17 protein-coding genes are annotated in these 24,786 nt (G+C 72.1%); 9 read left to right on the forward strand and 8 right to left on the reverse strand.

Annotation, left to right across the window (positions count from 1 at the left end; genetic code table 11):
* Positions 1 to 26: 26 nt before the first annotated feature.
* On the forward strand, positions 27 to 890 hold the full coding sequence (locus F5972_RS09820; protein WP_150933094.1) for a DivIVA domain-containing protein: 864 nt from the start codon (positions 27 to 29) through the stop codon (positions 888 to 890).
* Between the two features lie 45 nt (positions 891 to 935).
* A complete protein-coding gene (locus F5972_RS09825) occupies positions 936 to 3,098 on the forward strand; it encodes a hypothetical protein (protein ID WP_150933095.1) in 2,163 nt (720 codons plus the stop codon).
* 329 nt (positions 3,099 to 3,427) lie between these two features.
* Here F5972_RS09825 and ileS read toward each other — a convergent pair whose 3' ends face one another.
* Positions 3,428 to 6,601 carry an isoleucine--tRNA ligase gene (gene ileS / locus F5972_RS09830; protein WP_150933096.1) on the reverse strand — a complete coding sequence of 1,058 codons (3,174 nt, stop codon included), beginning with the start codon at positions 6,599 to 6,601 and terminating at the stop codon, positions 3,428 to 3,430.
* 535 nt (positions 6,602 to 7,136) lie between these two features.
* Between ileS and F5972_RS09835 the strand changes: the two genes are divergently transcribed.
* From F5972_RS09835 to F5972_RS09845, 3 genes are read left to right on the forward strand one after another with little or no spacing between them, the layout of a single operon-like run.
* Positions 7,137 to 7,532 (forward strand): TraR/DksA family transcriptional regulator, encoded by a 396-nt coding sequence (locus F5972_RS09835; protein WP_150933097.1) that lies wholly within the window; start codon positions 7,137 to 7,139, stop codon positions 7,530 to 7,532.
* Positions 7,505 to 8,254 carry a signal peptidase II gene (gene lspA / locus F5972_RS09840; RefSeq protein WP_225311309.1) on the forward strand — a complete coding sequence of 250 codons (750 nt, stop codon included), beginning with the start codon at positions 7,505 to 7,507 and terminating at the stop codon, positions 8,252 to 8,254. The genes F5972_RS09835 and lspA overlap by 28 nt, the downstream gene beginning before the upstream one ends.
* A complete protein-coding gene (locus F5972_RS09845) occupies positions 8,247 to 9,176 on the forward strand; it encodes an RluA family pseudouridine synthase (RefSeq protein WP_117410369.1) in 930 nt (309 codons plus the stop codon). Before lspA ends, F5972_RS09845 begins: the two co-directional genes overlap by 8 nt.
* Before the next feature lie 26 nt (positions 9,177 to 9,202).
* Here F5972_RS09845 and F5972_RS37085 read toward each other — a convergent pair whose 3' ends face one another.
* Entirely contained in the window at positions 9,203 to 10,900 is a 1,698-nt protein-coding gene (locus F5972_RS37085) for a serine/threonine-protein kinase (protein ID WP_225311310.1), read from the reverse strand.
* 92 nt (positions 10,901 to 10,992) lie between these two features.
* Positions 10,993 to 12,909, reverse strand: coding sequence for a serine/threonine-protein kinase (locus F5972_RS09855; RefSeq protein ID WP_150933098.1), 1,917 nt, complete (start codon positions 12,907 to 12,909; stop codon positions 10,993 to 10,995).
* A gap of 386 nt (positions 12,910 to 13,295) precedes the next feature.
* Here F5972_RS09855 and F5972_RS09860 point away from each other — a divergent pair, with 386 nt between their 5' ends.
* Positions 13,296 to 16,136 (forward strand): M14 family zinc carboxypeptidase, encoded by a 2,841-nt coding sequence (locus tag F5972_RS09860; RefSeq protein WP_225311311.1) that lies wholly within the window; start codon positions 13,296 to 13,298, stop codon positions 16,134 to 16,136.
* A gap of 99 nt (positions 16,137 to 16,235) precedes the next feature.
* Positions 16,236 to 17,666: a M1 family metallopeptidase gene (locus F5972_RS09865; RefSeq protein WP_150933099.1), complete on the forward strand. Its 1,431-nt coding sequence runs from the start codon at positions 16,236 to 16,238 to the stop codon at positions 17,664 to 17,666.
* A 6-nt stretch (positions 17,667 to 17,672) separates the two neighbouring features.
* Here the strand turns inward: F5972_RS09865 and F5972_RS09870 are convergent, their stop codons facing one another.
* From F5972_RS09870 to F5972_RS09885, 4 genes are all read right to left on the reverse strand, one after another.
* Complete coding sequence (locus F5972_RS09870; protein ID WP_150933100.1) at positions 17,673 to 18,311, reverse strand: response regulator; 639 nt, start codon at positions 18,309 to 18,311, stop codon at positions 17,673 to 17,675.
* Entirely contained in the window at positions 18,308 to 19,459 is a 1,152-nt protein-coding gene (locus tag F5972_RS09875) for a sensor histidine kinase (protein WP_150933101.1), read from the reverse strand. Before F5972_RS09875 ends, F5972_RS09870 begins: the two co-directional genes overlap by 4 nt.
* Before the next feature lie 139 nt (positions 19,460 to 19,598).
* Complete coding sequence (locus tag F5972_RS39600; protein WP_150933102.1) at positions 19,599 to 21,455, reverse strand: cellulose binding domain-containing protein; 1,857 nt, start codon at positions 21,453 to 21,455, stop codon at positions 19,599 to 19,601.
* A 167-nt stretch (positions 21,456 to 21,622) separates the two neighbouring features.
* On the reverse strand, positions 21,623 to 22,342 hold the full coding sequence (locus tag F5972_RS09885) for a DUF2470 domain-containing protein (RefSeq protein ID WP_150933103.1): 720 nt from the start codon (positions 22,340 to 22,342) through the stop codon (positions 21,623 to 21,625).
* 66 nt (positions 22,343 to 22,408) lie between these two features.
* On the opposite strand from F5972_RS09885, the gene rpsD reads away from it, so the two are divergent.
* Positions 22,409 to 23,023, forward strand: coding sequence for a 30S ribosomal protein S4 (rpsD, locus tag F5972_RS09890; RefSeq protein WP_150933104.1), 615 nt, complete (start codon positions 22,409 to 22,411; stop codon positions 23,021 to 23,023).
* Positions 23,024 to 23,060: 37 nt separating this feature from the next.
* On the opposite strand, the gene F5972_RS09895 is transcribed toward rpsD, so the two are convergent.
* Positions 23,061 to 23,759 carry a GNAT family N-acetyltransferase gene (locus F5972_RS09895; protein WP_150933105.1) on the reverse strand — a complete coding sequence of 233 codons (699 nt, stop codon included), beginning with the start codon at positions 23,757 to 23,759 and terminating at the stop codon, positions 23,061 to 23,063.
* A 202-nt stretch (positions 23,760 to 23,961) separates the two neighbouring features.
* Between F5972_RS09895 and F5972_RS09900 the strand changes: the two genes are divergently transcribed.
* Positions 23,962 to 24,735 carry a MerR family transcriptional regulator gene (locus tag F5972_RS09900; RefSeq protein WP_150933106.1) on the forward strand — a complete coding sequence of 258 codons (774 nt, stop codon included), beginning with the start codon at positions 23,962 to 23,964 and terminating at the stop codon, positions 24,733 to 24,735.
* The last annotated feature ends 51 nt before the right edge of the window (positions 24,736 to 24,786 follow it).

Raw genomic sequence — 24,786 nt, forward strand, 5'->3', positions numbered from 1 at the left:
ACTCCAAGCGCGCCAAGGAGACCCAAATGCCGTTGACGCCCGCTGATGTGCGGAACAAGCAGTTCAGTACCACCCGGCTGAGGCCGGGGTACGACGAGGAGGAGGTCGACGCGTTCCTCGACGAGGTCGAGGCCGAGCTTGACCGTCTCATCCAGGAGAACGAGGAACTCCGCGCGAAGCTGGCCGAGTGCCTCAGGGGCAAGGTCCCCGGCGGCATGGGCATGCCGGGCCAGATGCAGATGGCGTCCGCTCCCGTGGCCGAGCCCAAGCCCGAGATGATGGCCCCCCAGCCGGAGCCGATCAAGCCTCCGGAGCCGGTGCGCCCCGAGCCGGTGCCGGTCGGCATGGGCCTGCCGCCCGCCGAGGACAACATGGACACCGCGGCCCGTGTGCTCGCCCTCGCGCAGCAGACGGCCGACCAGGCGATCGCCGACGCCCGCCGCGAGGCGGACGAGACGGTGACCCGCGCCCGCCGTGAGGCCGACGACATCCTCGGCAAGGCCCGCCGCCAGGCCGAGCAGATCATCGGCGACGCCCGCGCCCGGGCCGAGACGCTGGAGCGCGACGCCCAGGAGCGGCACCGCCAGGCCATGGGCACGCTGGTGCAGACCCGCGACGAGATCGAGCGCAAGGTGGAGGACCTGCGGATCATCGAGCGCGAGTACCGCAGCCGCCTCAAGCTGTTCCTGGAGGACCAGCTCAGCAAGCTGAACGTGTCCGCCGAGGGCAGCGGGCCCTTCCCGATCCTCGGTGGCGGTCCGGCCATGGCCCACGCCGCCGCGCCGGGACCGCAGCAGGCCGCGGGCGCGCCCAACCCGTTCGCCCAGGAGCCTCCCCAGCACTCCGGCGCCTTCCCCGGTCCCGACGGCCCCCACAACGACCGCCGGTAAGCAGTGGCGGGTCCCAGAAGGGACCCGGTAGCTCGGAGAACCCCCGTGATCCTCATCAGTGCCGCACTCGTCCTCGCCGCCATCGTCCTGCTCATCGCGGGCGTCGTGCTGGGGACGCCCACCCTAGTGATGTGGTCGATCGTCGTCAGCGTGCTGTCGGCGGTCTGTCTGCTGATCGGGGCACTGCTGAGGCGCCACGAGCTGTTCCCGTCCGGCGGGCGTGCCGCCCAGGGGACCGCTCCCACCCCCCAGGGTTCGACCGCGTCCCAGCTCGCCCCCGTGGGCGCCATGAGCGGGGCGTACGGCGGAACCCTCGCCGGGGCACCGGCGCACCCGGTGGCCACGCCCATGGTGGCGGCACCACCGGTCACGCATCACGGGGCTGTGCCGCCCCAGCCTTTCCCAGGACAGCCCTTCCCCTCCCAGGCGTTCCCCGCGCAGCCCTTCCCGCCGCAGCCATCCCAGCGGACGGCGCCGGTCTCCCGGCCGCCCGCCACCTCCGGCCGCGGCCTCGCCCCCGACGCGATCGTCCTGGTGATCCCCGGACGCCGGCGTTTCCACCTGGCCACCTGCCGCCAGCTCGCGGGGCGCGAGACCGAGGAGCTCACCTACGAGGAGGCTCGCGAGGAGGGCTTCACCCCCTGCACCACCTGCCTCCCCGAGATCTCCGCCCGTACGGCGGGGCCGGAGGAGCCCACACCCCGCGACAGCGCCCCCGGCGACGACAAGGCCCGGGCCGACGCGGCCCCCGGCGACACAGCCTCTGGTGACGCAACCCCTGGTGACAAGGCGGTGAGTGACGCCGCTCTCCGCGCCGACGCTCCTGGCGCCGAAGCCGGACCCACGACGACCCCCCGCCCCGCAGGGGCCTCCGCGGCCACCGACCCGGAGCCGTCCCGTTCCGCGCCCGCCGACCCCAAGCCGGCCGTTGCCGGGCTTCCCGAGACCGGCGTGCAGGGATCACGCCCGTCCGGGCCCGCCCGCCCGTCCGGCACCTCGGCGTTCAAGGCCGCGACATCCGGGGCTGCGGCATCAGGGGCTGCGGCATCGGGCGCCGCCTCCTCCGGCATCACGGCATCCGGCAGCACGACTTCCGGCGCTGGGACGTCCACCACCAAGACCTCCGGCATCGCGTCCTCCAGCATCGCGTCTTCTGGCGCCGGCATGTCCGGTTCGGCCTCGTCTGGCATTGGGTCGCCGGCCACCTCGTCGCCCGCGTCCGGGCCGTCCGCGGCCGGTTCGTCGGCAGGGCCGGACACGACGGACGAAAAGCGTGAGAAGTCGTCCGGCGGGACCGATGACGAGGGCGATGGTCACACGCCGGTGGACTGGTTCGGCCGGAGCGCGTCGAAGCCGTCCGGAGCCGGGAGCCCGGCGTCCGGTACCCGGTCGACTGGGTCGTCGGAACCGTCAGGGTCGTCCGCATCATCCACATCATCCACATCGTCCGGAGCGGCCGGGTCCTCGGCCTCTTCTGTGTCGTCCTGGTCCGTGCGGTCCTGGTCGCCGTCCGGCACCGGGGACGAAGCCGGCCGGGCCGACGACGAGACGGACGAGTCGATCACCGACACGGCGGAACACGACTGGTTCAGGCCCGGCAAGGTCCGGCCCTGGGACCCGGCGCCGGCCAACGCCGCTGGAGGCGAGGACCCGGGGGAGAGCGCTTCCTCCCGTTCCGCCACGCCCGGCGAGACCAAGGCACCGGGCAAGAAGCCGGTGGAGCCGGCGGAGACCACCGAATCCGGGCGCGCCGGGTTCGAGGCATCCGCCGGCCCCACCACCTCAAAGCCCGCCCTCGCCATGTCCGGTGGCGACGCGGGCGTCGGGTCAGCCGCGGACGACGACGGCGGTACAGGCGGTGCGGGTAAGAGCGGTGCGGGTAAGAGCGGCGGCGCAGGGAAGAGCGGCGCGGTGGCCGAGCGAGTCGGCAGCGCCGATAGTGCCGCTGACGCCAACAGCACCAACGACGCCGATGAGGTCGGCGACGCCGAAGGCGCCGGTCAGCCCGCCGGGCCGTCCACGGACGAGGACCGGGAGGCGGACCGGGACGGGGACGCGCGGGTGCGGGTGATGATCGGCACACGGCGCTACCACAACGCCGAATGCCCCCTGGTCAGCGGAATCGACGACAGCGGTGTGGAGACCATGACGCGGGCCGAGGCCGACGCGTCCGGCCTCACCCCCTGCTCGGTCTGCCGGAACGACTGATCCTCGCGGCCCGATCGGGCCGGAGACGGCTCCTGCCACCCCCGCCCATCTCTGCTGCCACCCATGGTGGGCCGGCCTCCGCCGTCCTCCTCGTCCAGGCGGTCGAGCGCGTGCGTGCACGTCTGGTCGCACGGGAATGACGCGTGCGGTGGACGTCTGAGGGTCGACCACCGGTCCCGCGCCGTTCTCCCTCCACCCGGAGGCGCGGCGAGGGCGGCGTGCTCCCACATCCCGACTGAAAGCGCGATGGGGCCGGTCGGGTGACCGGCCATCGGGGGCGGGGAGAGGCGGGCGGTGCCCGGCAGGTCGCCGGACACCGCCCAGCTCGTTCAGGCCTTGCGGAGCCGGAAGGACAGGCCGAGGTCGGTGTCCTCGTGGACCGGCAGGTCCTCGTCCGGGCCGCCCTCGCCGCCGGTGATCTCGGTCATGCTCGCCGCCAGGACCTCCTCGGCGACGGCCGCCCCGCTCTCGCGCAGCGCCCCGGCCAGCTCGCCGTCCGCCGACCACCACAGGTCGATACGGTCGGTGATGGACAGGCCGGTGGACTTGCGGGCCTCCTGGACGAGCCGGATCACGTCGCGCACCAGGCCCGCCCGGCGCAGCTCGTCGGTGATCGCCAGGTCGAGGGCCACGGTCTCGCCGGTGCCGGTGTCGACCGCCCCGGTCTCCACGGCCCAGCCCGACTTCGGCTGCTCGGTGACGATCACGTCGTCCGCGCCCAGCTCCACCGTGCCCAGCGCTCCGGCCTCGACCACGGCCGATCCGCCCGAGCGCAGCGCACGGGCCAGCTCCGCCGGGTCGGCGGCCGACACGGCGGAGGCCACGAGCTTCGTCTGCGACCCGAACCGCTTGCCGAGGCTGCGGAAGTTCGGCTTGACCGTGAACGTCACCAGGTCGGCGGAGAAGCCGGACAGGTCCTCCAGCCGCTGGACGTTCAGCTCGTCGGCGATCAGGTCGCGCAGCTCGCCGGGGAGCGCGGCCCAGCCCGGAGCCCCGACCAGGGCCCGCCCGAGGGGCTGGCGGGTCTTGACCGAGGAGGAGGCACGGGCCGACCGGCCCAGCTCCACGAGCCGGCGCACCAGCGCCATCCGCTCCGACAGCTCGGGGTCGAGCAGCGCCGTGTTCGCCTCCGGCCAGGACGCCAGGTGCACCGAGGGCGGGGCGTCCGGGCCGCGCAGCGCGTCCCACAGGTAGTCCGTGAGGAACGGCACGAGCGGGGCCATGAGCCGGGTGACCGTCTCCAGGCACTCGTACAGCGTCGCGAAGGCCGCGGCCTCGCCCGTCCAGAAGCGGCGGCGCGAGCGGCGGACGTACCAGTTGGACAGGTCGTCCAGGAACTCGGCGAGCCGTCGCCCGGCCCGGGCCGTGTCGAACTCCTCCAGCGAGGCGGTGACCTCCGTCACCGTGCGGTGCAGCTCCGCCAGCGCCCACCGGTCGATCAGCGGCCGGTCGGCGTACGCCGGCGCGTCGGCCATCCGGGCGGGCGACCACGACTCGGCGTTGGCGTAGAGGGTGAAGAACGACGCGGTGTTCCAGTAGGTCAGCAGAACCTTGCGGACGATCTCCTCCAGCGCGGCGTGGCCGATCCGCCGGGGCGCCCAGGGGGAGCCGGAGGTGGCCATGTACCAGCGCAGGGAGTCGGCGCCGTGCTGGTCCATCAGCGGCATCGGCCGCAGCACGTTGCCGAGGTGCTTGCTCATCTTGCGGCCGTCCTCGGCGAGGATCAGTCCGAGGCACAGCACGTTCTCGTACGACGAGCGGTCGAAGACCAGCGTGCCGACGGCCATCATCGAGTAGAACCAGCCGCGGGTCTGGTCGATCGCCTCGCAGATGAACTGACCCGGGTAGGACTTCTCGAAGACGTCCTGGTTGACGAGCGGCGCGCCCCACTGGGCGAACGGCATGGCACCCGAGTCGTACCAGACGTCGACCACGTCCGGCACCCGGCGCGCCTCCGCCTGACACGCCGGGCAGGGGAAGGTGACGTCGTCGACGAACGGGCGGTGCGGGTCGAGGGCAGTGAGGTCGCGGCCCGCCAGCTCGCCCAGCTCCTTCAGCGAGCCGACACAGGTGACGTGGTCCTCGTCCTGCGAGCACACCCACAGCGGCAGCGGCGTGCCCCAGTAGCGGGACCGCGACAGCGCCCAGTCGACGTTGCCGCGGAGCCACTCGCCGTACCGGCCGTGCTTGATCGTCTCGGGGAACCAGTTCGTGCGCTCGTTCTCGGCGAGGAGCCGGTCCTTGATCGCGGTGGTCCTGATGTACCAGGAGGGGAGCGCGTAGTAGAGCAGCGGGGTGTGGCAGCGCCAGCAGTGCGGGTAGCTGTGCTCGAAGTGCTCGCCGCGGAACAGCAGGCCGCGCTCGCGCAGGTTCTCCGTCAGCGGCTCGTCGGCGTCCTTGAAGAACAGCCCGCCCACGAACGGCACATCCGGCGCGAAGCGCCCGTCGGGGCCGATCGGGTTGACGACCGGCAGGCCGTACTGCTTGCAGACGGCCATGTCGTCGGCGCCGAAGGCGGGCGCCTGGTGGACCAGGCCGGTGCCGTCCTCGACCGTGACGTACGTGCCGAGCACGACGTAGTGGGCGTTCTCGATGTCCACCAGGTCGAAGGGGCGCCGGTAGGCGGTGTGCTCCAGCTCCGCGCCCTGGTAGGTGGCCAGCACCTCGGCGTCCTCGCCGAGGACCCGCCGCAGCAGCGGCTCGGCCACCACGAGCACCTCGTCACCGCGCCGGGCCGCGACGTACGTCACGTCGGGGTGCACGGCGACGGCGGTGTTGGACACCAGGGTCCAGGGGGTGGTCGTCCAGATCAGCAGAGTGGCGCCCAGGTCGGCCAGGGGGCCGGAGACGACGGGCATCCGGACGTAGACCGACGGGCTGGAGACGGTCTCGTAGCCGCCGGGCTGGCCGAGCTCATGGTCGGACAGGCCGGTGCCGCACCGGGGGCAGTAGGGCGTGATCCGGTGGTCGCGGAACAGCAGACCCTTGTCCCAGATCGTCTTCAGCGACCACCAAACCGCCTGGACGTACTCGGGGTCCATGGTGAAGTAGGCCTGGGACATGTCGACCCAGTAGCCCATTCGCTCGGTCATCTCTTCGAACGCGGCCACGTGCTGCAGCACCGACTCGCGGCAGCGCCGGTTGAAGTCGGCGATGCCGTACGACTCGATCTGGGGCTTGCCCGACAGGCCGAGCTCCTTTTCGACCGAGACCTCGACGGGCAGTCCATGGCAGTCCCAGCCCGCCTTACGGGGGACGTGGTAGCCGCGCATCGACTTGTAGCGGGGGAAGACGTCCTTGAAGACGCGGGCCTCGACGTGGTGGACGCCCGGCATGCCGTTCAGTGTGGGCGGGCCCTCGTAGAACACCCAGGACGGGCCGTCGGCGTTCTGTTCCAGGGATCGCTCGAAGATCTTCCCGTCCCGCCAGCGTTCGAGGACCTCTCGTTCGAGGGCCGGCAGGTCGACCTGCGCGGGAAGTGAGCGGAAGTAGTGGGAAGACATCGTCGGGTGTGACCCTCCACGCGGTGGCTGACAGAGCTGGTTCACGCGTGAAGGGACGAAGCCGGGGACGGCTCCGCGGTACCACCCTTCTTGACGCCCGCTGCCGGACGCCCTCTCGTTTCGTTGCCGCTGCCGGTTCTACTCGGCCGATGGCCTTTCCTCCGGCGGCTCCGGGGTGATCTTCCCACCGCGGCCCGCCCCGGGCTCACACCGTCCCCGGGTCGCTGAGCGGGCGGATGCGGAGGTACTCGTCCCCATCAACGCCTTGCAGACTACGAGGATAACGCGGACCGGCCGTGCGGGCTTCCCGATATACGGGCGGAGGCCGGCGACGGCGGGCGAGAGCCGGGTGAGATCCGGCGTGTGGGGGGAATACGTCGGAGGAACATACGCGGACACCGGGAGGAACTGGCCGAACGTGCCATTCGGGTACGGATGGGGTAAAAGCCTCGGCGAGCCCGTTGCCGATTCGTTATCGGCGACCTATGCTTCCCAAACCTGGTCGAAGTGCTCCTGTGCGAAGGGGAGGCCCGCAATGACGACCCGCACGGCGAGAACCGCCATCAGTGACGACGTCTGGTCCGCCGAGGAGCTCGCCGGGGTCCGGGAGCGGCTGCGGCACGAGATCGAGGAGCTGCGCGCCGACATCGCCAGGGCAGAGGAGCAGCTCGCCTCGGGGGACGTGAGCCAGGGCGCGGGAGACGATCCGGCGGACGCCGGGGCCAAGACCTATGAGCGTGAGCGCGAGATCGCCCTTACCCTGAATGCGCGCGACCTGCTCGCGCAGAACGAGCGGGCGATCGCCCGCGTCGACGCAGGGACATACGGAGAGTGCGAATCGTGCCACAAGCCGATCGGCAAGGAGCGCCTGCGGGCGTTCCCGAGGGCGACGCTGTGCGTAGCGTGCAAGCAGCGGGAGGAGCGCCGCTGAGCGGCGCCGACCCGGCGAGGCCCAACCGGGCGCGGAGGATCGCCCTCCTCGTCGTCGTGGCCACGGTGATCTACACGCTCGACCAGGTCAGCAAGTTTCTCGTGGTGAAGTTCCTGGAGCACGAGGAGCCCCTGACCGTCGTTCCCGGCGCGCTCGTCCTGACCGTGATCCGCAACGCCGGCGCCGCCTTCAGCATCGGCACCGGCATGACGATCGTGTTCACGGTGATCGCGCTTACCGTCGTCGTCGCGATCGTCCGTACGGCCCGGCAGTTGCGCAGCCTGCCCTGGGCGATCACGCTCGGGCTGCTGCTCGGCGGGGCCGTCGGCAACCTGACCGACCGCATCTTCCGGTCGCCGGCGCCGTTCCAGGGGCACGTGGTCGACTTCATCCAGGTGTTCCCGGTCACCCGGTTCCCCGTGTTCAACGTCGCGGACTCGGCGATCGTCTGCGGCGGCGTCCTCGCGGTGTTCCTGGCCTGGCGCGGCTACCAGATCGACGGCACCCGCCAGATCGAGGAGGAGACCTCCGGGAGCGGCGCGGAGCAGGGGGCCGCGGAGCGCACCGCCGCGGAGCCGTCCGGGAACGAGAGCCGTGAAGAGGTCCGTGCGGCGACCCAGGGCGAGAGCCGGGGCGAGGTCCTCGCGGACACCCGCGAACAGGCCCGCGAACAGGCCCGGGAGCAGGCGGGGGACCGGTCGAGGGAGCGGGCCGATGGGTGACCGCCGCAGTCTGCCGGTGCCCGACGGGCTGGAGGGCGAGCGCCTCGACGCCGCCCTGGCCCGGTTGTTCGGCTTCTCCCGCACCCGCGCGGCCGAGTTGATCGCCGCCGGGGAGGTGCTGGTCGACGGCGCGGTCCCGGCGAAGTCCGACCGCGTCCACGCCGGGGCCTGGCTGGACGTCACGATCCCGCCGCCCCCCGCCGCCCCGATGCCCGTGGCCGAGCCCGTGCCCGGCATGACGATCCTGTACGAGGACGACGACGTCGTCGTGGTGAGCAAGCCGATCGGGGTGGCGGCGCACCCCACCGTCGGCTGGACCGGCCCCACCGTGATCGGCGGCCTGCTCGGCGGCGGCCATCGCGTCTCCACCAGCGGCGCGGCCGAGCGGCAGGGCATCGTCCACCGGCTCGACGCCAACACCACCGGCGTCATGGTCGTCGCCAAGAGCGAGCGGGCCTACACGCACCTCAAGCGGGCCTTCAAGGAACGAACGGTCGACAAGCGCTACCACGCGCTCGTCCAGGGGCACATGGACCCGCTGCGGGGCACGGTGGACGCCCCGATCGACAGGCACCCCTCAGGCGACGGACGCTTCGCGGTGGTGGCGGGGGGCAAGGACTCGGTGACGCACTACGACACGATCGAGGCGTTCCGGGCGGCGTCGCTGCTCGACATCAAGCTGGAGACCGGCCGGACCCACCAGATCCGGGTCCACATGGCCGCGCTCAGGCATCCGTGCGTGGGCGACCTGCTCTACGGCGCCGATCCCACCCTGGCCGCCCGCCTCGGCGTGCGCCGGCAGTGGCTGCACGCGGTGTCGCTGTCGTTCGAGCACCCGGCGACGGGGGAGTGGATGACGTTCACCAGCGACTACCCCGACGACCTGGGCCGCGCGCTGGAGATCCTCGGCGACGAGGGCTGAACACGAGGGCTGAACACCCGCGTCGCTCAGGCGTTCCAGTCCGTCTCCGGCTGGGTGTAACCGTCCGGGAAGTCCTCGGAGACGTCGCCGGTCCCGGCCGCGTTGCCGTTACCCGTGCCCTTTCCGCTTCCCTGCGTTCCCTGGTTTCCCGGCTTGCCCGTGTCCTGCTTTCCCTTGCCGGGGTCTCCCGAGTTTCCCGTGCCCTGGCTTCCCTTGCCGGTGGGCGGCTGGGCCGCCCCGGCGTTCGGGCCCTTGGCGGGCTTCCGCGTGCCGGGGCCCGCCTCGGCGGGCTTGCCTTTTGGGGCCTTGGCCTTACCGCCGGGCTTCGTCTGGCTCTTCGGCTTGGGCTTGTTGGCGGTGTTCGACCTTTCCGCGGACCTGCCGCCGTGGTTCTCCTGCGCCCGCCGCCCGTTCCCGCCGTAGGAGCCGCTTCCGGAGTTCGCCACCGGCCTGGTCGCCGTACGGCCGGAGGCACCGTCTGTGGATCCGGAGGCCGCCGAGCCCCCGGTGTCGCCGGGTTCGGGCTTGGCGGTCTTGGTCGCGAAGACGGTCACGGTGGGCACGCTGACGACGGCGGCCGCCCCCTGGGAGCCGCCCGCGGTCCGGGCGGTCGCGAAGGCCGCCGCGCCCGCGGCCACCCCGACCAGGGCGACGAGCGCGCCCGTTCCGACCGCCACCGCCCAGGGCCTGCGGCGCGGATTCGCCGAGACCGGCGTAGAAGGCGGCGTGGGGGTGACAGTGCGGCCGGCGACCGATGCGGGGACGGACGCGGGCAGGGGCGTGGGGACGGACACGGGAACGGGGGTGGGGGCGGTCGCGCCGCCCTGGTCGAACATCGGCACGAACCGGGCGAGACGGGGCGCCTGCCGGGGACGCGGCACCACCGGGTCGGTCACCCGGCCGGTGGCCACCGCGTGCAGGTGCAGCACCGCCTGGTCGGCCGTCATCCTGAGATCGGGGTCCTTGACGAGGAGCCCCGCGATGACCTGGGCCAGCGGCCCGGCCCGGTGCAGCGGGCCCGCGTCCTCGTACATCACGGCGGCCAGCGTCGCGAGCGCGTGACCCCGGTTGAACGGCGAGCGCCCCTCCACGGCCAGGAACAACGTCACCCCGAGAGACCACAGGTCGGACGCCCGCTGCGCCTGCCGCCCCGCCGCCCGTTCGGGGGCGATGAACGCCGGTGTTCCGACGAGCATCCCGGTGCGGGTGACGGGGGAGTCGTCCTCCATCGCCGCGATGCCGAAGTCGGTCAGCACGACCCGGCCGTCCTCGGCGAGCAGGACGTTGTCGGGCTTGACGTCCCGGTGCAGCACTCCGTTCGCGTGGGCGACGCGCAGGCCGGCCAGCACCTGCGAGCCGATCTCCGCCACCCGGCGCGGCGGGAGCGGCCCCTCCTCGCGGATCACCGATCCCAGCGTCCGGGACGGGACCAGTTCGAGCACGATCCAGGGGTAGCCGCCCTCCTCGAAGGCGTCGTACACCGCCGCCACGTTCGGATGGCTGATCCGTCCGGCCGCCCGGGCCTCCCGGAAGGTCCGGACCGTGAAGACGTCCCGCTCGGTCCCGGTCATCTCGGCGGACTGGTGTAGCTCCTTGACGGCGACCTCGCGTTCGAGCACCTGGTCGACCGCGCGCCACACGGTGCCCATGCCGCCCCGCCCCAGCGGCTCGATCAGGCGATAGCGTCCTGCCACGACACGTTCGGAGGTCTGCGCTTCAGCCATGCTTGTCGCGCTACCCCACTTGGGGGAACGCATGCGACATCGTTACCGTTCTGGGACAAATTGCTTTCCGGCCCGCACGCGTCGCCGGATCGTCATCCGGGCTGGAAGGTGCGGGTGAAGGCCTTGAAGTACGACAACCCGGAAGTCCATCGGGCATCACTCACCTGCCAGTAGAGGGCGACGCACCGGCCGTCGCCGAGCCGGAAGGCGCGGTCGAGCACCCGCACCTTCCCGGTGCTGACCGTGTGGGTGAACTCCCAGTCGGCGGAGGGCACGCCCAGGTAGGTGCCCGGCGTGATGCCGATGCGTTCGTAGCCGCGCAGGTATCCCTTCTCGGTCGAGGCCTCCTCGACCGTGCGCACGGCGCTGACCGGGTCGTCGGTCTCCCAGGGGGTCAGGTCCACCTGGAGGTAGTCCCGGCCGTTCGGGGCGTGGAAGCGCACCCGCGTGGCCTCCCTGCCGTACGGGACCCAGCCGGAGGGCAGGGCGATCGAGAAGCCGAGCGGGTCGCGGTGGACCTTCCAGCCGGCGGGCACCGTGGCGGGCGGACGCGGAGACGGCTTCGCGGACGGTTCCTGGGACGGTTCCTGGGACGGCTCTGCTGACTGCTCGGGCGACGGAGGACCGGAGGAGGTCCCGGTGTGGGGGCTCGGCTCGCCGGCGCCGTCCGAGGATGTGGAGTCTCCAGTCGAGTCCCCAGTGGGCTCGCCCGTGGTGTCTCCGGTGGTGCCGTTCTCGGAGGCCGACGTGGAGTCCCGGACCGCCGGCCCCGCGGCGAACTGCTGGTAGCCGAACCACCCGCCCGCGACGACGCCCACGAGCAGCACCGGGATCAGGACCAGCAGGGCCACTCTGCCCGCCGGGCCCCGCCGGGCGGGGGACTGCGGGGGAGCAGGGGGCAGGGAGTGCGGGGGGTGCGTGGAGGCGGCGCCGTACGCGCCGGAGCCGGGCTGCCCCGGACCCGGCGGCGCGCCGTGCCAGGGCCCGCCGTACGGCTGGGCGCCGGGCGGTGTCTGCTGCCAGTGCGCACCGGACGGCTGCTGCGGCCCGGACGGGTGTGGGTGCCAGTGGCTGCCACCCGGTGGCAGCGGAGACCCGGGGGGCGTCTGCTGCCAGGAACCGCCGGACGGCTGCTGCGGGCCGGACGGGTTCGGGCGCCAGGAGCCGGGCGGGGGCGCGGCGGCCGCCGGTCCGGGGCCGGCCGCTATGGCGGCGTTGAGCAGGGCGGCGGTCTCGCCCGGGGAGATGCGGTGAGCGGGATCCTTACGCAGCAGGCCTTCGAGCACGGGCGTGAGGGCCCCCGCCCGCAGAGGCGGCGCGGGATCGTCGTGCAGCACGGCCGCCATCGTGGCCACCGCCGAGTTGCGGTCGAACGGCGTCCTGCCCTCCACCGCGGCGTACAGCGTCGCGCCGAGGGACCACAGGTCGGACTCGGGGGTCGCGGGATAGCCGTTGAGCCGCTCGGGCGGCAGGAACGCGGGAGTGCCGGTGATGCCCCCGGTCATGGTCAGCCCGGTCTCCTCCGGCATGGTCGCGATGCCGAAGTCGGTGAGCACGACCCGGGTCTCCCCGCTGAGCAGCACGTTCTCCGGTTTCACGTCCCGGTGCAGCACGCCCGCGGCGTGCGCGGTGCACAGCGCGTCGAGGACCTGCAGGCCGATGGCGGCCACCCGGTCGGGTGGAAGCGGGCCCTGGTCGCGCAGCTCCTGGCCGAGGGAGCGCGACTGGACGAGCTGCATCACGATCCAGGGCCGGCCGTCCTCCTCGATGACGTCGTGCACGACGACGACGTTGGGATGGTCGATGCGGCCCGCCGCCCGCGCCTCGCGGATCGTCCGCCGGTTGAAGGTGTCCCGATCCTCTTCGGAGGTGGGATGGTAGAGCACCTCTTTCACGGCCACCGTACGGGCGAGCAGGTCGTCATGGGCACGCCAGACGACGCCCATGCCCCCGCGGCCGATCGGTTCGAGCAGGCGATACCTGCCCGCCACCCGACGCTCCTCGTCCACCCGTCCCTCCTCGAAACCCCCTGAATGGTCCCACAGGCGGACGGCCGGCCGTCCGCCGTGACGGAAATCCCCGGCGCCGGCGGGCGCCGGGAGGACGGGAGCGGGCGGGGACGTGCGCACACCGTGCCGCCGCCACCGTATGCCGACGTGGGCGAACCCGATGCGCAGTCGTTATGGCGCGTTATAAAAGTTGGATTTGGTCTGGTCTTATAGCGTTGACCTGCGAAAATGTCACATCTCACACTTTCTTTCGTTACGTCGTGGCATTTTCGACACATCCTGCCACTCTTGTCCGGTTTATTCCCCTCTAATACTGTCCGCAGTGACTTTGTCGTTTCCCGGACGGAACTCCCCCCGAGACATCCCGTCCCCCGCCTGGAGGCGAAATGCGGTTGCGCACGACCATGTGCGGAAGATCCCCCTATGGCATGGCGCTCGGCGCCGCGGTCCTGGTGTCGGCCGCGCTCGCGCTGACGCCGGTCCCGCCCGCGCAGGCCGATCCGGCCGCCGGAAAGAACCCCCCCGCGCCGTGCGGTGATTCGAGCGCGCACCTGGACACGGTGCCCACCCCCGAGCAGTTCTTCGGCTTCCCGCTGGGCAAGGGACAGCCCCGGGTGCTCACGACCGAAGAGATCACGAAATATGTGGAGGCCGTCGGGCGCGCCTCCGACCGGGTGGTCACCGGCACGATGGCGCGCAGCGTGTCCGGCCAGGGCCTGCCCTACGCCATCGTGTCCGACGCCCACCACGTGGTCCCGGGACAGCTGAAGAAGATCACCGACCAGATCCGCTCGCTGCGCGACCCGAGGACGCTGCGGGCGGACAAGGCCGCGCGGATCGCCGAGGAGGCGCCAGCCATCGTCTGGATCGCGGGCAACGTCCACGGCGGTGAGAAGAGCGGCGCCGACGCGGCGCTCAAGACCCTGTACGAACTGGCCGCCGGCCTGTCCTGCGACGTGGTCAAGCGCAACGACAACCTGCTCACGGTCATCGTGCCCACCCAGAACCCGGACGGCCGCGACGCGAACCGCAGGCAGAACGACTACGGGTTCGACCTCAACCGGGACTGGTTCGCCCGCACCCAGCCGGAGACCGACGCCAAGATCGACATGCTGCGGGCGTACCCGCCGCAGGTCTTCGTCGACGCGCACGAGATGGGCGGGCGGCAGTACTTCTTCCCGCCGAACGCCGACCCGATCCACCACGAGATCGCCGACCAGCCGGTGAACTGGATCAACCGCATCGGCGCGGCGAACGGCGCGGGCTTCGGCTACAACGGCGCCTGCGGCGGCGCGGTCACCACCGAGTGCTACTTCAACTACGACACGTACGACCTGTTCTACATGGGGTACGGCGACAGCGTCCCGGCCGCGGGCTTCGGCGCCGCCGGCATGACGTTCGAGAAGGGCAGCACATCGGCCGTCGAGGACCGGGTGCAGCAGCAGTTCAACACCCAGTGGGCCACCACGGGCTGGGCCGCCGACAACCGGCGCGAGGTCCTGGACGGCTACTTCTCGATCTGGCGGACCGCGCTCGCCGAGGGCGCCGCCGGCGCCCTGGAGCCGAACGAGGTCGTCCAGCCCACGAACACCGTCCGGTTCCCGGTGCCCGACATCACGATCCGGTCCTACTTCCTGCTGCCCGGCCGGCAACTCGGCGACGTACGCAGGCTGGTCCAGCGGCTCCGCCGCATGGACGTCGAGGTCTACCGGGTGAAGAAGCCCGTTCAGGTGCCGACCGCCCACGTGTTCGGCGGGCGCACGGCGCACGACGTGACCGTGCCCGAGGGCGCCTACTGGATCCCGATGGACCAGCCGCAGAAGCACTGGATCCAGGCGGTGATGGGCGAGGACCCCTTCGTCCCGTTCCCGTACTTCTACGACGTCTCCTCGTGGAGCAACCCGCTGCTCGCGGGGGTGGACACCATCACCACCGGCGACGTGGTGTCGCCGAAGGCCGACCCCGTCAGGGACATCGACGGCGGCGTGGCCTTCGGGGCGCAGCGCGGCGGGTCCTACACCTACCCGATGGACTCGGCCGCCGCGTCGGAGCTGACCTTCCGGCTGCTCGCCAAGGGAATCCCGCTGACGCGCGACACCCGGAGCGGGCTCGTCGGCCTGCCCCTCACCGCGATCAGCCGCGACGAGCTGGACAAGCTGGCCGAATCGCTCGGCGTCACCGTCGAGGGCCGGCCCGGGCAGGTCTCCGGCCCCGCGCTGCGCACGCCCGACGTCGGCCTGTTCGCCGGCACCGGCGTCTCGACGACCTCCGGCTCGTACGGCGAGGCGCGGTACGTGCTCGGGGCCCGCTGGGGCCTGGACCTCACACCGGTCACCACCGCCGACGTCAACGGCAACACCCCGGCGTTCACGGAGCGGACGGTCCTGCTCGTGCCGGACGGCAGCAGCTCCAACGGCGGGCTGACCACGCAGGGCCTGGCCAACCTCCGGCAGTGGGTGGCCGCGGGCGGCACGTACGTCGGGCTGCGCAACGAGGGCACCCGGGTCGCCCGGGCGGCGGGCCTCACCTCCACCACCGAGAAGGCCAAGCCGACCGGCTACCAGGTCATCGGCTCGCACTTCCGGGTCGACGTGAGCGCGGGCAGCCCGGTCGCGCTCGGCCGTCCCGCCGAGGACTTCCAGTTCAACAACGGCGACCCCATCCTGAACCCGAGCCAGACCGGCGTGAACGTGCTCACCTATCCCTCCGGCGACACGTTCTGGTCCAACGGCTACACCGTGGGAGCCGAGGCGCTCAAGGGCACGGCCTCCCTCGTGGACGAGCCGAACGGCGCCGGACGCGCCGTGCTGTTCGCCTACAACCCGCTGTTCCGGGCGTACAACGAGAACGGCATCCATCTCCTCGCGAACGCGCTGCTCTACCCGGCCGGGGCGCCCGGTGCGCAGCAGCGCACCCTCGCCGCCCCGACGCCAAGCGGGCCGGCGGTGGAGTCGCTGCGCGCCGCCGCGGCCAAGGCGGAGGAACCGGCCAACCTGGGCGGTGAGTGGCGGCCGATCGTGATCGAGGTGGCCGGCGCCGACCTCGCCCGCACCCAGGCCGTGGTGGCCCGGTACACCGGCGCGGCGAGCACGGCGACGGCGGGAGACTCGGCGTACGTCACGATCCCGAACCCGGACGGCCTGGCGGCCGACGAGCACCCCTTCGTCCGCGACCTGGTCCGCGACCTCGGCGCGGCGGGCATCCCGCTCCGCTCCGTCGTGGCCTGATCCACCGCACCCTGCACCCTCAACCCTCCACCGGGCGGCCGGCCTCCGGCCGCCCGGTCCTGCCGGAAGTACCGAGCCGGAAGTATCGAAAGGATCCCCATGACATCGCCTCGTACCCGCCGGGCGGCGCGGTTCGGCGGCGCGGCGCTCGCGGCCGCGCTGCTCACCGCGACCCAGGCGACCGCCTCCCTCGCAGCGCCCGGAAACCCCGGGGAGCCGCGCTACTCCGCCGGCGCCCCCTCGCTCGGTGACCCGTACTTCCCCGACCAGGGCAACGGCGGGTTCGACGTGCGGCACTACGACGTCACCTTCGCGTACGACCCCGCCAACAGGATCCTGGACGCCACGACGGTGATCACCGCGGTCGCCACCCAGGACCTCGACCAGTTCGACCTCGACTTCCGCGGCCCGGAGATCACGTCTCTCAAGGTCGGCAAGCACCCGGCCGCGTTCCACCGGGACGGGCAGGAGCTCGTGATCACCCCGCGGCCGAAGCTCAAGACCGGGGAGACCTTCACCGTCACGGTGGCGTACAGGGGGACGCCGCCGGTCATCACCGACCCCGACGAGTCGATCGAGGGCTGGGTGCCGACGGACGACGGCGTGTTCGTGCCGGGTGAGCCGCAGGGGGCCCCGGCATGGCTGCCGTCCAACGACAGCCCGAAGGACAAGGCCACGTTCACCTTCCGCGCGACGGTCCCCGAGGGCGTCACGGTCGTCGGCAACGGCCGCCTGATCTCGAAGACGACCAAGAACGCGAAGACCACGTTCGTCTGGGACTCGACCGAGCCGATGGCGACCTACCTCGCCACGGTGACCCTGGGCAACTTCGTCGTCAGCGAGACGACCACTCCCAGCGGCATCCCCGTCTACACGGCGGTGGACCCGCGCCTGGTGACGCAGTCGGCGAACGCCGTCGCCCGGATCCCCGACATCCTGGAGTACTTCTCCTCGGTCTTCGGGCCGTACCCGTTCGACACGGCGGGCGCGATCATCGACCGCGCACCCGACGTCGGGTACGCCCTGGAGAGCCAGACCAAGCCGATCTTCTCCAGCGCGCCCGGCGTGGGCACGATGGCGCACGAGCTCGCCCACCAGTGGTACGGCGACAGCGTGTCCCTCGGCAGGTGGTCCGACATCTGGCTGAACGAGGGCTTCGCGACGTACGCGACCTGGCTGTGGACCGAGCACAGCGGCGGCGCGACGGCGCAGCAGACGTTCAACAGCTCCAGCAACTACGGCCGCGCGGCGACCTCGTCGTTCTGGCAGATCGTCACGGCCGACCCCGGCCCGGAGGACATGTTCGGCAACGTGCCGTACAACCGGGGCGCGATGACGCTGCACGCGCTCCGCGGCAAGATCGGCGACCCCGCGTTCTTCAAACTCGTCAGGGACTGGGCCACCGAGCACCGGTACGGCACCGTGAGCACCGCCGACTTCGTCAGGGCGGCGGAGAAGGTCTCGGGCCTGGACCTGAAGGCGTTCTTCGACGTGTGGCTCTACCAGAAGGGCAAGCCCACCGCCTGGTGAGCCGGTTCACGATCGGAGCCGCAGGGCGAGCTGGATCCGGTCGCGCAGGCCCAGCTTGCGCAGCACGCTGGAGACGTGGTTCTTCACCGTGCCCTCGCTGATCGAAAGGCGCGCGGCGATCTCCCGGTTGGCCGCCCCGGCGGCCACCATCCGCGCGACCTCCAGCTCGCGCTCCGACAACAGCTCCCGCCCGGGGAAGCCGGCCGAGCCCTGCAGCGGGAGCTGCCGCAGCTCGGCGACCAGCCGGGCGGCCACCGGGCTGCCCAGCACCGTCTCCCCGCGGCTCACCCGGTGGACGGCCGTGACCAGTTCCTCGGGCGAGCAGTCCTTGAGCAGGTAACCGGTCGCGCCGCCGCGCAGCGCGCCGAAGATGTACTCGTCCTCGTCGAAGGTGCTGAGCACGATGACGGCCACCTGCGGGTGCTCGGCGGCCAGGCGGGTGATCAGCTCCACGCCGTTCATGCCCGGCATCCGCATGTCCACCAGCGCGACGTGGGGGCGGCGTTCGCCGATGACCAGCAGCGCCTCGTACCCGTCGGCCGCCTCGCCCACGACCTCGACGCCGTCCTCGACCTCCAGCAGCTTGCGCAGCCCCTGCCGCATGAGCGCCTGGTCGTCGACCAGCACCACCCTGACCCGCGTCATGCCACGACCTCCGTGAGCGGCAGCTCGGCGCGCAGCTCGAACCCGCCGCGCGTCGCGTTGGCGCCGGTGAGCGTGCCGCCGAGCGCCCTGGCCCGGTCCGACAGCGAGGTCAGCCCGAAGCCGCCGGACGACCGGTCGTCCCGGCCCTTCCCGTCGTCGCTGACCACGAGCACGACCCGGTCGTCGCCGAAGGTGAGCGTGCCCCGCACGTGCTCGGCCCCGGCATGTCGGAGCGCGTTGGTGAGCCCTTCCTGCAGCACCCGGTAGAGGACGAGCTCGACGTCAGGCGTGAGGAGCCGTTCCTCGCCCCGCACCTCGAACCGTACGCTGATGCCGGTGCCGTCGAACGACGCGGCGAGCCGTTCGAGCGCGGCGCTGCCCACCCGGCCGTCCAGCGCGAGCGGACGCAGCGCGCGCACCCAGCGCCGGGCGTCGGCCAGCGCCTCGACGGTGAGCTCCTTGGCCTGGCGGACCTCCTCCCAGGCGGCGTCGGGGCGGCGTTCCCGGAAGCGCTCGGCGTTCTCCAGGCCCATCTTGACGACGGTCAGGTGATGGCCGACGGAGTCGTGCATCTCCGCCGCCATCCTCGCCCGCTCCTCGGCGACGGCCAGCTCCCTGATGCGTTCGAGGAGCCCCCGCGCCTCCTCCCGGCTGCGCCGCGCCGCCAGCGTGGAGGAGGTCATGCCCAGCACGAACGCCGCGAGCACCGCGCCGAGGCCCATCTCCTGCAGGCCGTCGAGCACGGTCTTGTGGAAGATCAGGGGGACCGCCGCGAACATCACCACCGCGAGGCAGGACAGGATGATCGTCGCGGCCCGCATGCTGTAGATGAAGGCCAGGTTGGCCACGGCGATGAGGATCAGGGGGAGCTGGGTGCTGTAGGCGCCGCTGATGCCCAGCATGGTGGTCGCCACGAGGAACAGCGGGGCCGCCCAGCGGCGGCCCTCCGCCCGGTCCCAGGGCAGCAGCGGCCACAGCGCCACGACCAGCCCGAGGTTGGCGGCGAACAGCACATACTCCAGGACGCTGCCGACGCCGAGCAGCACCGCCTGCACGAGGCCGGCCGCCATGACCGCCGTGACCGCCCAGAACACGAGGTTGAACAGGAACGGCCGGTCGGCGTCCCGAAGCCAGTCGAAACCCGCCATGCTCCGACCCTAGATCGCCACGGGGCGGATGCAACCCGCCATCGGGACCATGACCGGAGTCATGCCGCCGCCGCAGGCACACCCGTGCCCCGCCCGCGATCGCAGGTGCGGGGCAGGGTGAGAGGCACGGGGAGCGGGTCTAACTCGCGGAGCAGGTGACCGGCGAGGGCACGTCGTTCGCGCCGGTCGCGTTGCCGGTGAAGCCGAACGACGTGGACGCGCCGGCCGCCAGGGAGCCGTTGTAGTTCACGTTCTTCGCGGTGACCGCGGCCCCCGACTGGGACACCGTGGCGTTCCAGGAGGAGCTGATCGTCTGGCCGTTGCGGTACGACCAGCCGACGGTCCAGCCGGAGATCGCGCTGGTCCGGGTGTTCTTCACCGTCACCTCGGCCTGGAACCCGCCGGGCCAGGAGTTGGTCACCGTGTACGTCGCCGTGCAGCCCTGGCCCGGGTTGGGGGAGCCCGACGGCGAGACCGACGGAGACGGGGACGGCGAGGGCGAGGCGGACGGCGAGCGGGACGGCGAGGCGGACGGCGACGGCGACGGGGAGGGCGACGACGTGCCGCCGCCGCTCGCCTTGAGCACGGTCACCGAGTAGGGCGGGAGCGTGATCGAGGTGGCCGACGACGCGCTGCTCGTGCTGATCGAGGTGGCGCCCTTGCGCCACTGCACGACGGTCGCCGCGTTGCCGGGGGAGAAGCCGGAGTAGGACAGCGACACCGTCGTGGAGTTGTTCAGGTCCTTGTTGATCAGCACGACGTTGACGCCGTTCGAGGTCTTCACGGCGTGCGCGGCGAGCTGCGAGGTGGACGAGGACGCCTTGACCAGGGTGTCACCGGGCGACCCGGCCTTGCCCACCATCGACAGGCCGAAGTACGGCGGGAACGGCGTGTTCGCCGCCGGCTCGCCGGAGGCGCCGGAGGACAGGATGCCCTCGTCGTGGTAGTCAGGGGTCCCGTCGTCGCCGGTGGCCGGGCCCTGGCTGGTCCCGTTGTGCAGGTTCCACCAGTCGAGGTTCATCGCGCCGTTCTCGAACCACGTCAGATAGCTGTCGGTGGCGAACAGCGCCGCGGTCGCGGTGGTCAGCTGATAGCTGGGGTTCAGCTCGGTCACCGAGATGCCGATGCTCGACGCCCTGCTCCCGGCGTACTTGGAGATCAGGGAGCGGACCGTGCTCGTGATCGTCGAGATCTGCGAGACCTTGCCGAGGCTGTCGGCGGCCGAGGTGGCGCCGGGGTACCAGTGGACGATGACGAAGTCGGCCTTGTCCTTCACGATCGACATGACCGTGTTGTTCCAGTCGGCGCTGTCGCCGGAGCCGACGATGCCGTCCGGCCAGCCGCCCGGGGTGGTGAGCACCACGCCGATCTTGATGGAGGAGTCGACGGCCTTCATCGCCGAGATGTACTGCAGCACGTTGTTCGCGTACGCCTTCGGGCTCTTGTCGGAGTGGTTGTCCTGCTCCCAGCCCGAGCCGTAGTGGCCGTTGCCGTAGACCTCGTTGCCGATCTCCCAGTACTTGACGCCGTACCCCTTGGTGATGTTGGCGTACTTCACCCAGTCGGCGGCCTCCTGGGCGGTGCCCGAGCCGTAGTTGGCGATGATGACCGGCTGCGCGCCCGCCGAGCGCACCGTGCCCATGTAGGTGTCGAAGTCGGTGTTCGGCGCCACGTAGCCGCCGTCGGCGGTGTTGGTCTTCCAGTGGTAGATGTCGCCGTACGAGCCGCCGGGGTAGCGGACGGCGGTGAAACCGGCGTCGCGCAGCAGGCCCGCGATGGGGGCGCTGTTCATGTTCCCGTCGTAGACGGCGACGTTGACCCCGTGCCCCGCGGCGGGGATCGTGCCCAGGCTCGTGCCGGTGTTCACCGTCACGGTGGCGGATGTCGCGGCCGACGCGGGTGCGACGGTGACGGCCGTGACCGACGCGGCGGCGAGCGCCGCGGACGTCAGCAGGGCCAGTCCGACGCGCCGCCGGCCTGTGAGCGAGGCGTGCATGGAGGAGCTCCTTCGAGCGATCGCGCTGTCGCCCGTGCCGGGCGCAGATCGAGCCGCATCCTGTTCCCCGCCGCCCCGTACGGTCAACGAGAAGACCCCTCGCAACCTCCTGACCTGGGGTCGATTTCGTATGGAGTTGCAACTTTCATCATGCCGTCATGGTCATGTCACGGCGACAGCAGACAGGCCAGGGCGTGTTCGAGCTCCTCGGGAGTCGTGGCGGGCGCCGCCCAGGGGACCCGGATGAGATGGCCGGGTCCCGGCCGCAGAGTGGCGCCGTAGCGGTCCAGCTCCCACAGCCACACCTCGCCGGGGGTCGCCTCGCCCGTCAGTCTCTCCGCCGCCTCCCTGAGCTGCTGCGCGTGGGACCCGTTGACGTGGCGCACCATGCGCTCGGCCGGTGGCAGCAGCGGGTCGGGGGCCGAGGCGAGGTACGTCTCGGCGTCGAGGACGCCCGAGTCCCCGCCGGTCAGATAGATCACGTGGCAGACGTCGACGCGCACCAGCGCGGGAGCACCGCCCTCGACGGCCGCGAAGAGGTCCCCGTCGGGGCACGCCTCCGCGATGGCGACGGCGGCGGCGCGGGCCTGCGCCGCGGGCACGGGCCGCGTCCAGCCGCGCACCTTGAGCAGGGCGCGGGGCCGCTCGACACCGCCGACCTCCCTGGTCGCGGAGAGGTCGACCGTCACCAGGGTCTCGGCGGGCGCGCCGTAGAGAACCTCGCCCGGCCGCACCAGCAGGACCGGCCGGCCCCTGCCGTCCACGCCGCCGCGGGCGGCGGCCGTAGGCACGTCCGACCCGGCGACCGAGACGTGGGTGGGCGCCGACAGGGCCGCGAGAGTGCGTACGCGCTCGGGGACCGGGGGAGCGGTGACGGGATGCCGCATGGGAGCTCCTTCGATGTAGGTTAGGCTCACCTTAGTAAGGCTTACCTAACTTGGAAAGAGGGCGTAATGCGTTACACGGGACCGAAGGTGCGGCTGTCGCGACGGGCGGGCGTTCCGCTCACCCGCAAGGCGGTGAAGTACTTCGAGGCCCGGCCCTATCCGCCCGGCGAGCACGGCCGCGCGACCAACCGCCGCACTATCGGTGACTACGGCGTGCGGCTACTGGAGAAGCAGAAGCTCCGCTGGTACTACGACGTGTCCGAACGTCAGCTCCGCCGCTACTGGGACCTCGCCGTCGGCCGTCCCGGCCGGTCCGGCGAGGAACTGGTGGCGCTCCTGGAGACCCGGCTCGCCTCCCTCGTCCTGCGGGCCGGCCTGGCGCCGTCCATCTACGCGGCCCGGCAGTACGTGAACCACGGGCACATCGCGGTCGACGGCCGCAAGGTGGACATTCCCAGCTACCAGGTGAAGCCGGGCCAGTCGGTGGCCGTACGGGACCGGTCGGTGAGGATGCAGCCGTTCGTCGCCGCCGCCGAGGGAACGTACGCCGACGAACGGATCGCCCCCTATCTGGACGTCGACCACCGTGGGCTGCGCTTCACCCTGCTGCGCCGCCCCGCGCGCGAGGAGATCGTGGTCCCGGTGGACGAACAGCTCGTGGTCGAGCACTACTCCCGCTGACGCCCCGGCCCTACGGTTCTCCGCACACCGGCGTCTGTCACGGCGTACGGAAGCCGCGGAAGGTCACGCGCCTGCGGACCGCGAAGCCGAGCCGCTCGTAGAGGGCGATCGCGGAGGTGTTGGCTTCGGCCGCGTGGAGGAACGGGCGCTCGTTTCGCGCGGTGATGCGTGCGACCAGGGCGTTCACCAGCCGGGCGGCATGTCCCCGCCCGCGCGCTTCGGGGGCGGTGCAGACGGCGCTGATCTCGGTCCATCCGGGTGGGCGGAGCCGTTCGCCCGCCATGGCGACCAGGGCGCCGCTCTCGCGGATTCCCAGGTAGGTGCCGAGTTCGTGAGTGCGGGGCCAGAACGGTCCCGGCCGGGTCCGCGCGGTGAGATCGAGCATCTCCGGCACGTCGCCGGCGCCCAGTTCGACTATCTCCGAGTCGGCCTCGACATCGGCACGGACGGGGCTCGCGGGAAAGACCAGCTGGAGGCCGTCGAGCGTGAAAAGCGGCTCCCAGTCCGCGGGCGGGGTCGCCGGGCAGCTGAACAGGTCGGCGAACCCGCCGCGACCGAGCAGGCGCGCGAGGTCGTCCCACTCCGCCGGGTCCGGCTCGGCGGACACCGTGGAGAAGCTCGCGACCTCCGGCAGGTAGCCGGCCGCCCGGCCGAGCCGGCGGCCGAGGTGCGCGTGGTGGCCGCGGAGCGACTCGCCGACCGGGTCGTCGAGTGCGACGGTGTCGCGGTCGATCATCGCCCAGTGCCTTCCGCTCAGTGCCTTCCATGCCGGGCCGCGACCTGCGTCCAGCCGCAGTCTAGTCAGGCGGGTTCCTGACCTGCCGTCCGCGCCTCGTCGTCCGGGTGCGCGTGGAAGGCCAGGACCGTCGCCACTTCGGCCACCCAAGCGGCTTTCGGCCCTTGAACCTCCCGTCGCGGGAGGTCGTAGCGTTTCCGGCGTGAGCGGGGCAGACGATGCCGGACGACGGTGGTCCATCGGAGAACTGGCGCGGGCGACCGGGACGACCGTGCGCGCGCTGTACCACTACGACGAGATAGGACTGCTCGTCGCGAGCGAGCGCACAGCCGCCGGCCATCGCCGGTACACCGAACGTGACCTGCGCCGGCTCTACCGCGTGCGGGCCCTGCGCGGGCTCGGGCTGTCGCTGGAGGAGGTCGCGGCCGTCCTCGCGGGCGCGGCGGACGACCCGGAGTCGCTGCGTGACCTGCTCGCTGAGCAGTTGCGCAAGCTCGACCAGCACGCCGAACGGATCGGCGTGCTGCGGCAGCGGATCGGCGACCTGCTCCGGCAGACCGGCGACCCGTACGGCCCCGATCCGGATCGGTTGATGACGACGTTGGAGGTCATGTCAGTGTTCGAGACATATTTCACTGAAGAGCAGCGCGGCCGGCTCACGGAGCGACGGGACGCGCTGGGCCCCGAGGGCGTCGAGGCCGCCAGGCGCGAGTGGGCCGGCCTCGTCGAGGAGGGCCTGCGGCACCTGGCCGACGGCATCCCCGCGGACGACCCGCGGGCCCGGGACCTCGTACGCCGCTGGGACGCGCTGGCGGGCCGGTTCCATCCGGAAGGGCCCGCAGGCGCGGAGACCGCGGCGGCGGCCCGCAGGATGTGGCGGGACAACAGCGCGGAGATCGGAGCGAACCTGCCCTGGCCGGCCGAGCGGATGTCCGGCCTGGTCGCCTACCTGGAGCAGGCCCGCCGGGCGGGCTGAGCCCGTCACCAGACCCGGTCCGGCCGCGCCGGATGCCGGAGGCGGTCGTCG

The organism is Microbispora cellulosiformans, from assembly GCF_008728085.1.
Classification (GTDB): Bacteria; Actinomycetota; Actinomycetes; order Streptosporangiales; family Streptosporangiaceae; genus Microbispora; species Microbispora amethystogenes.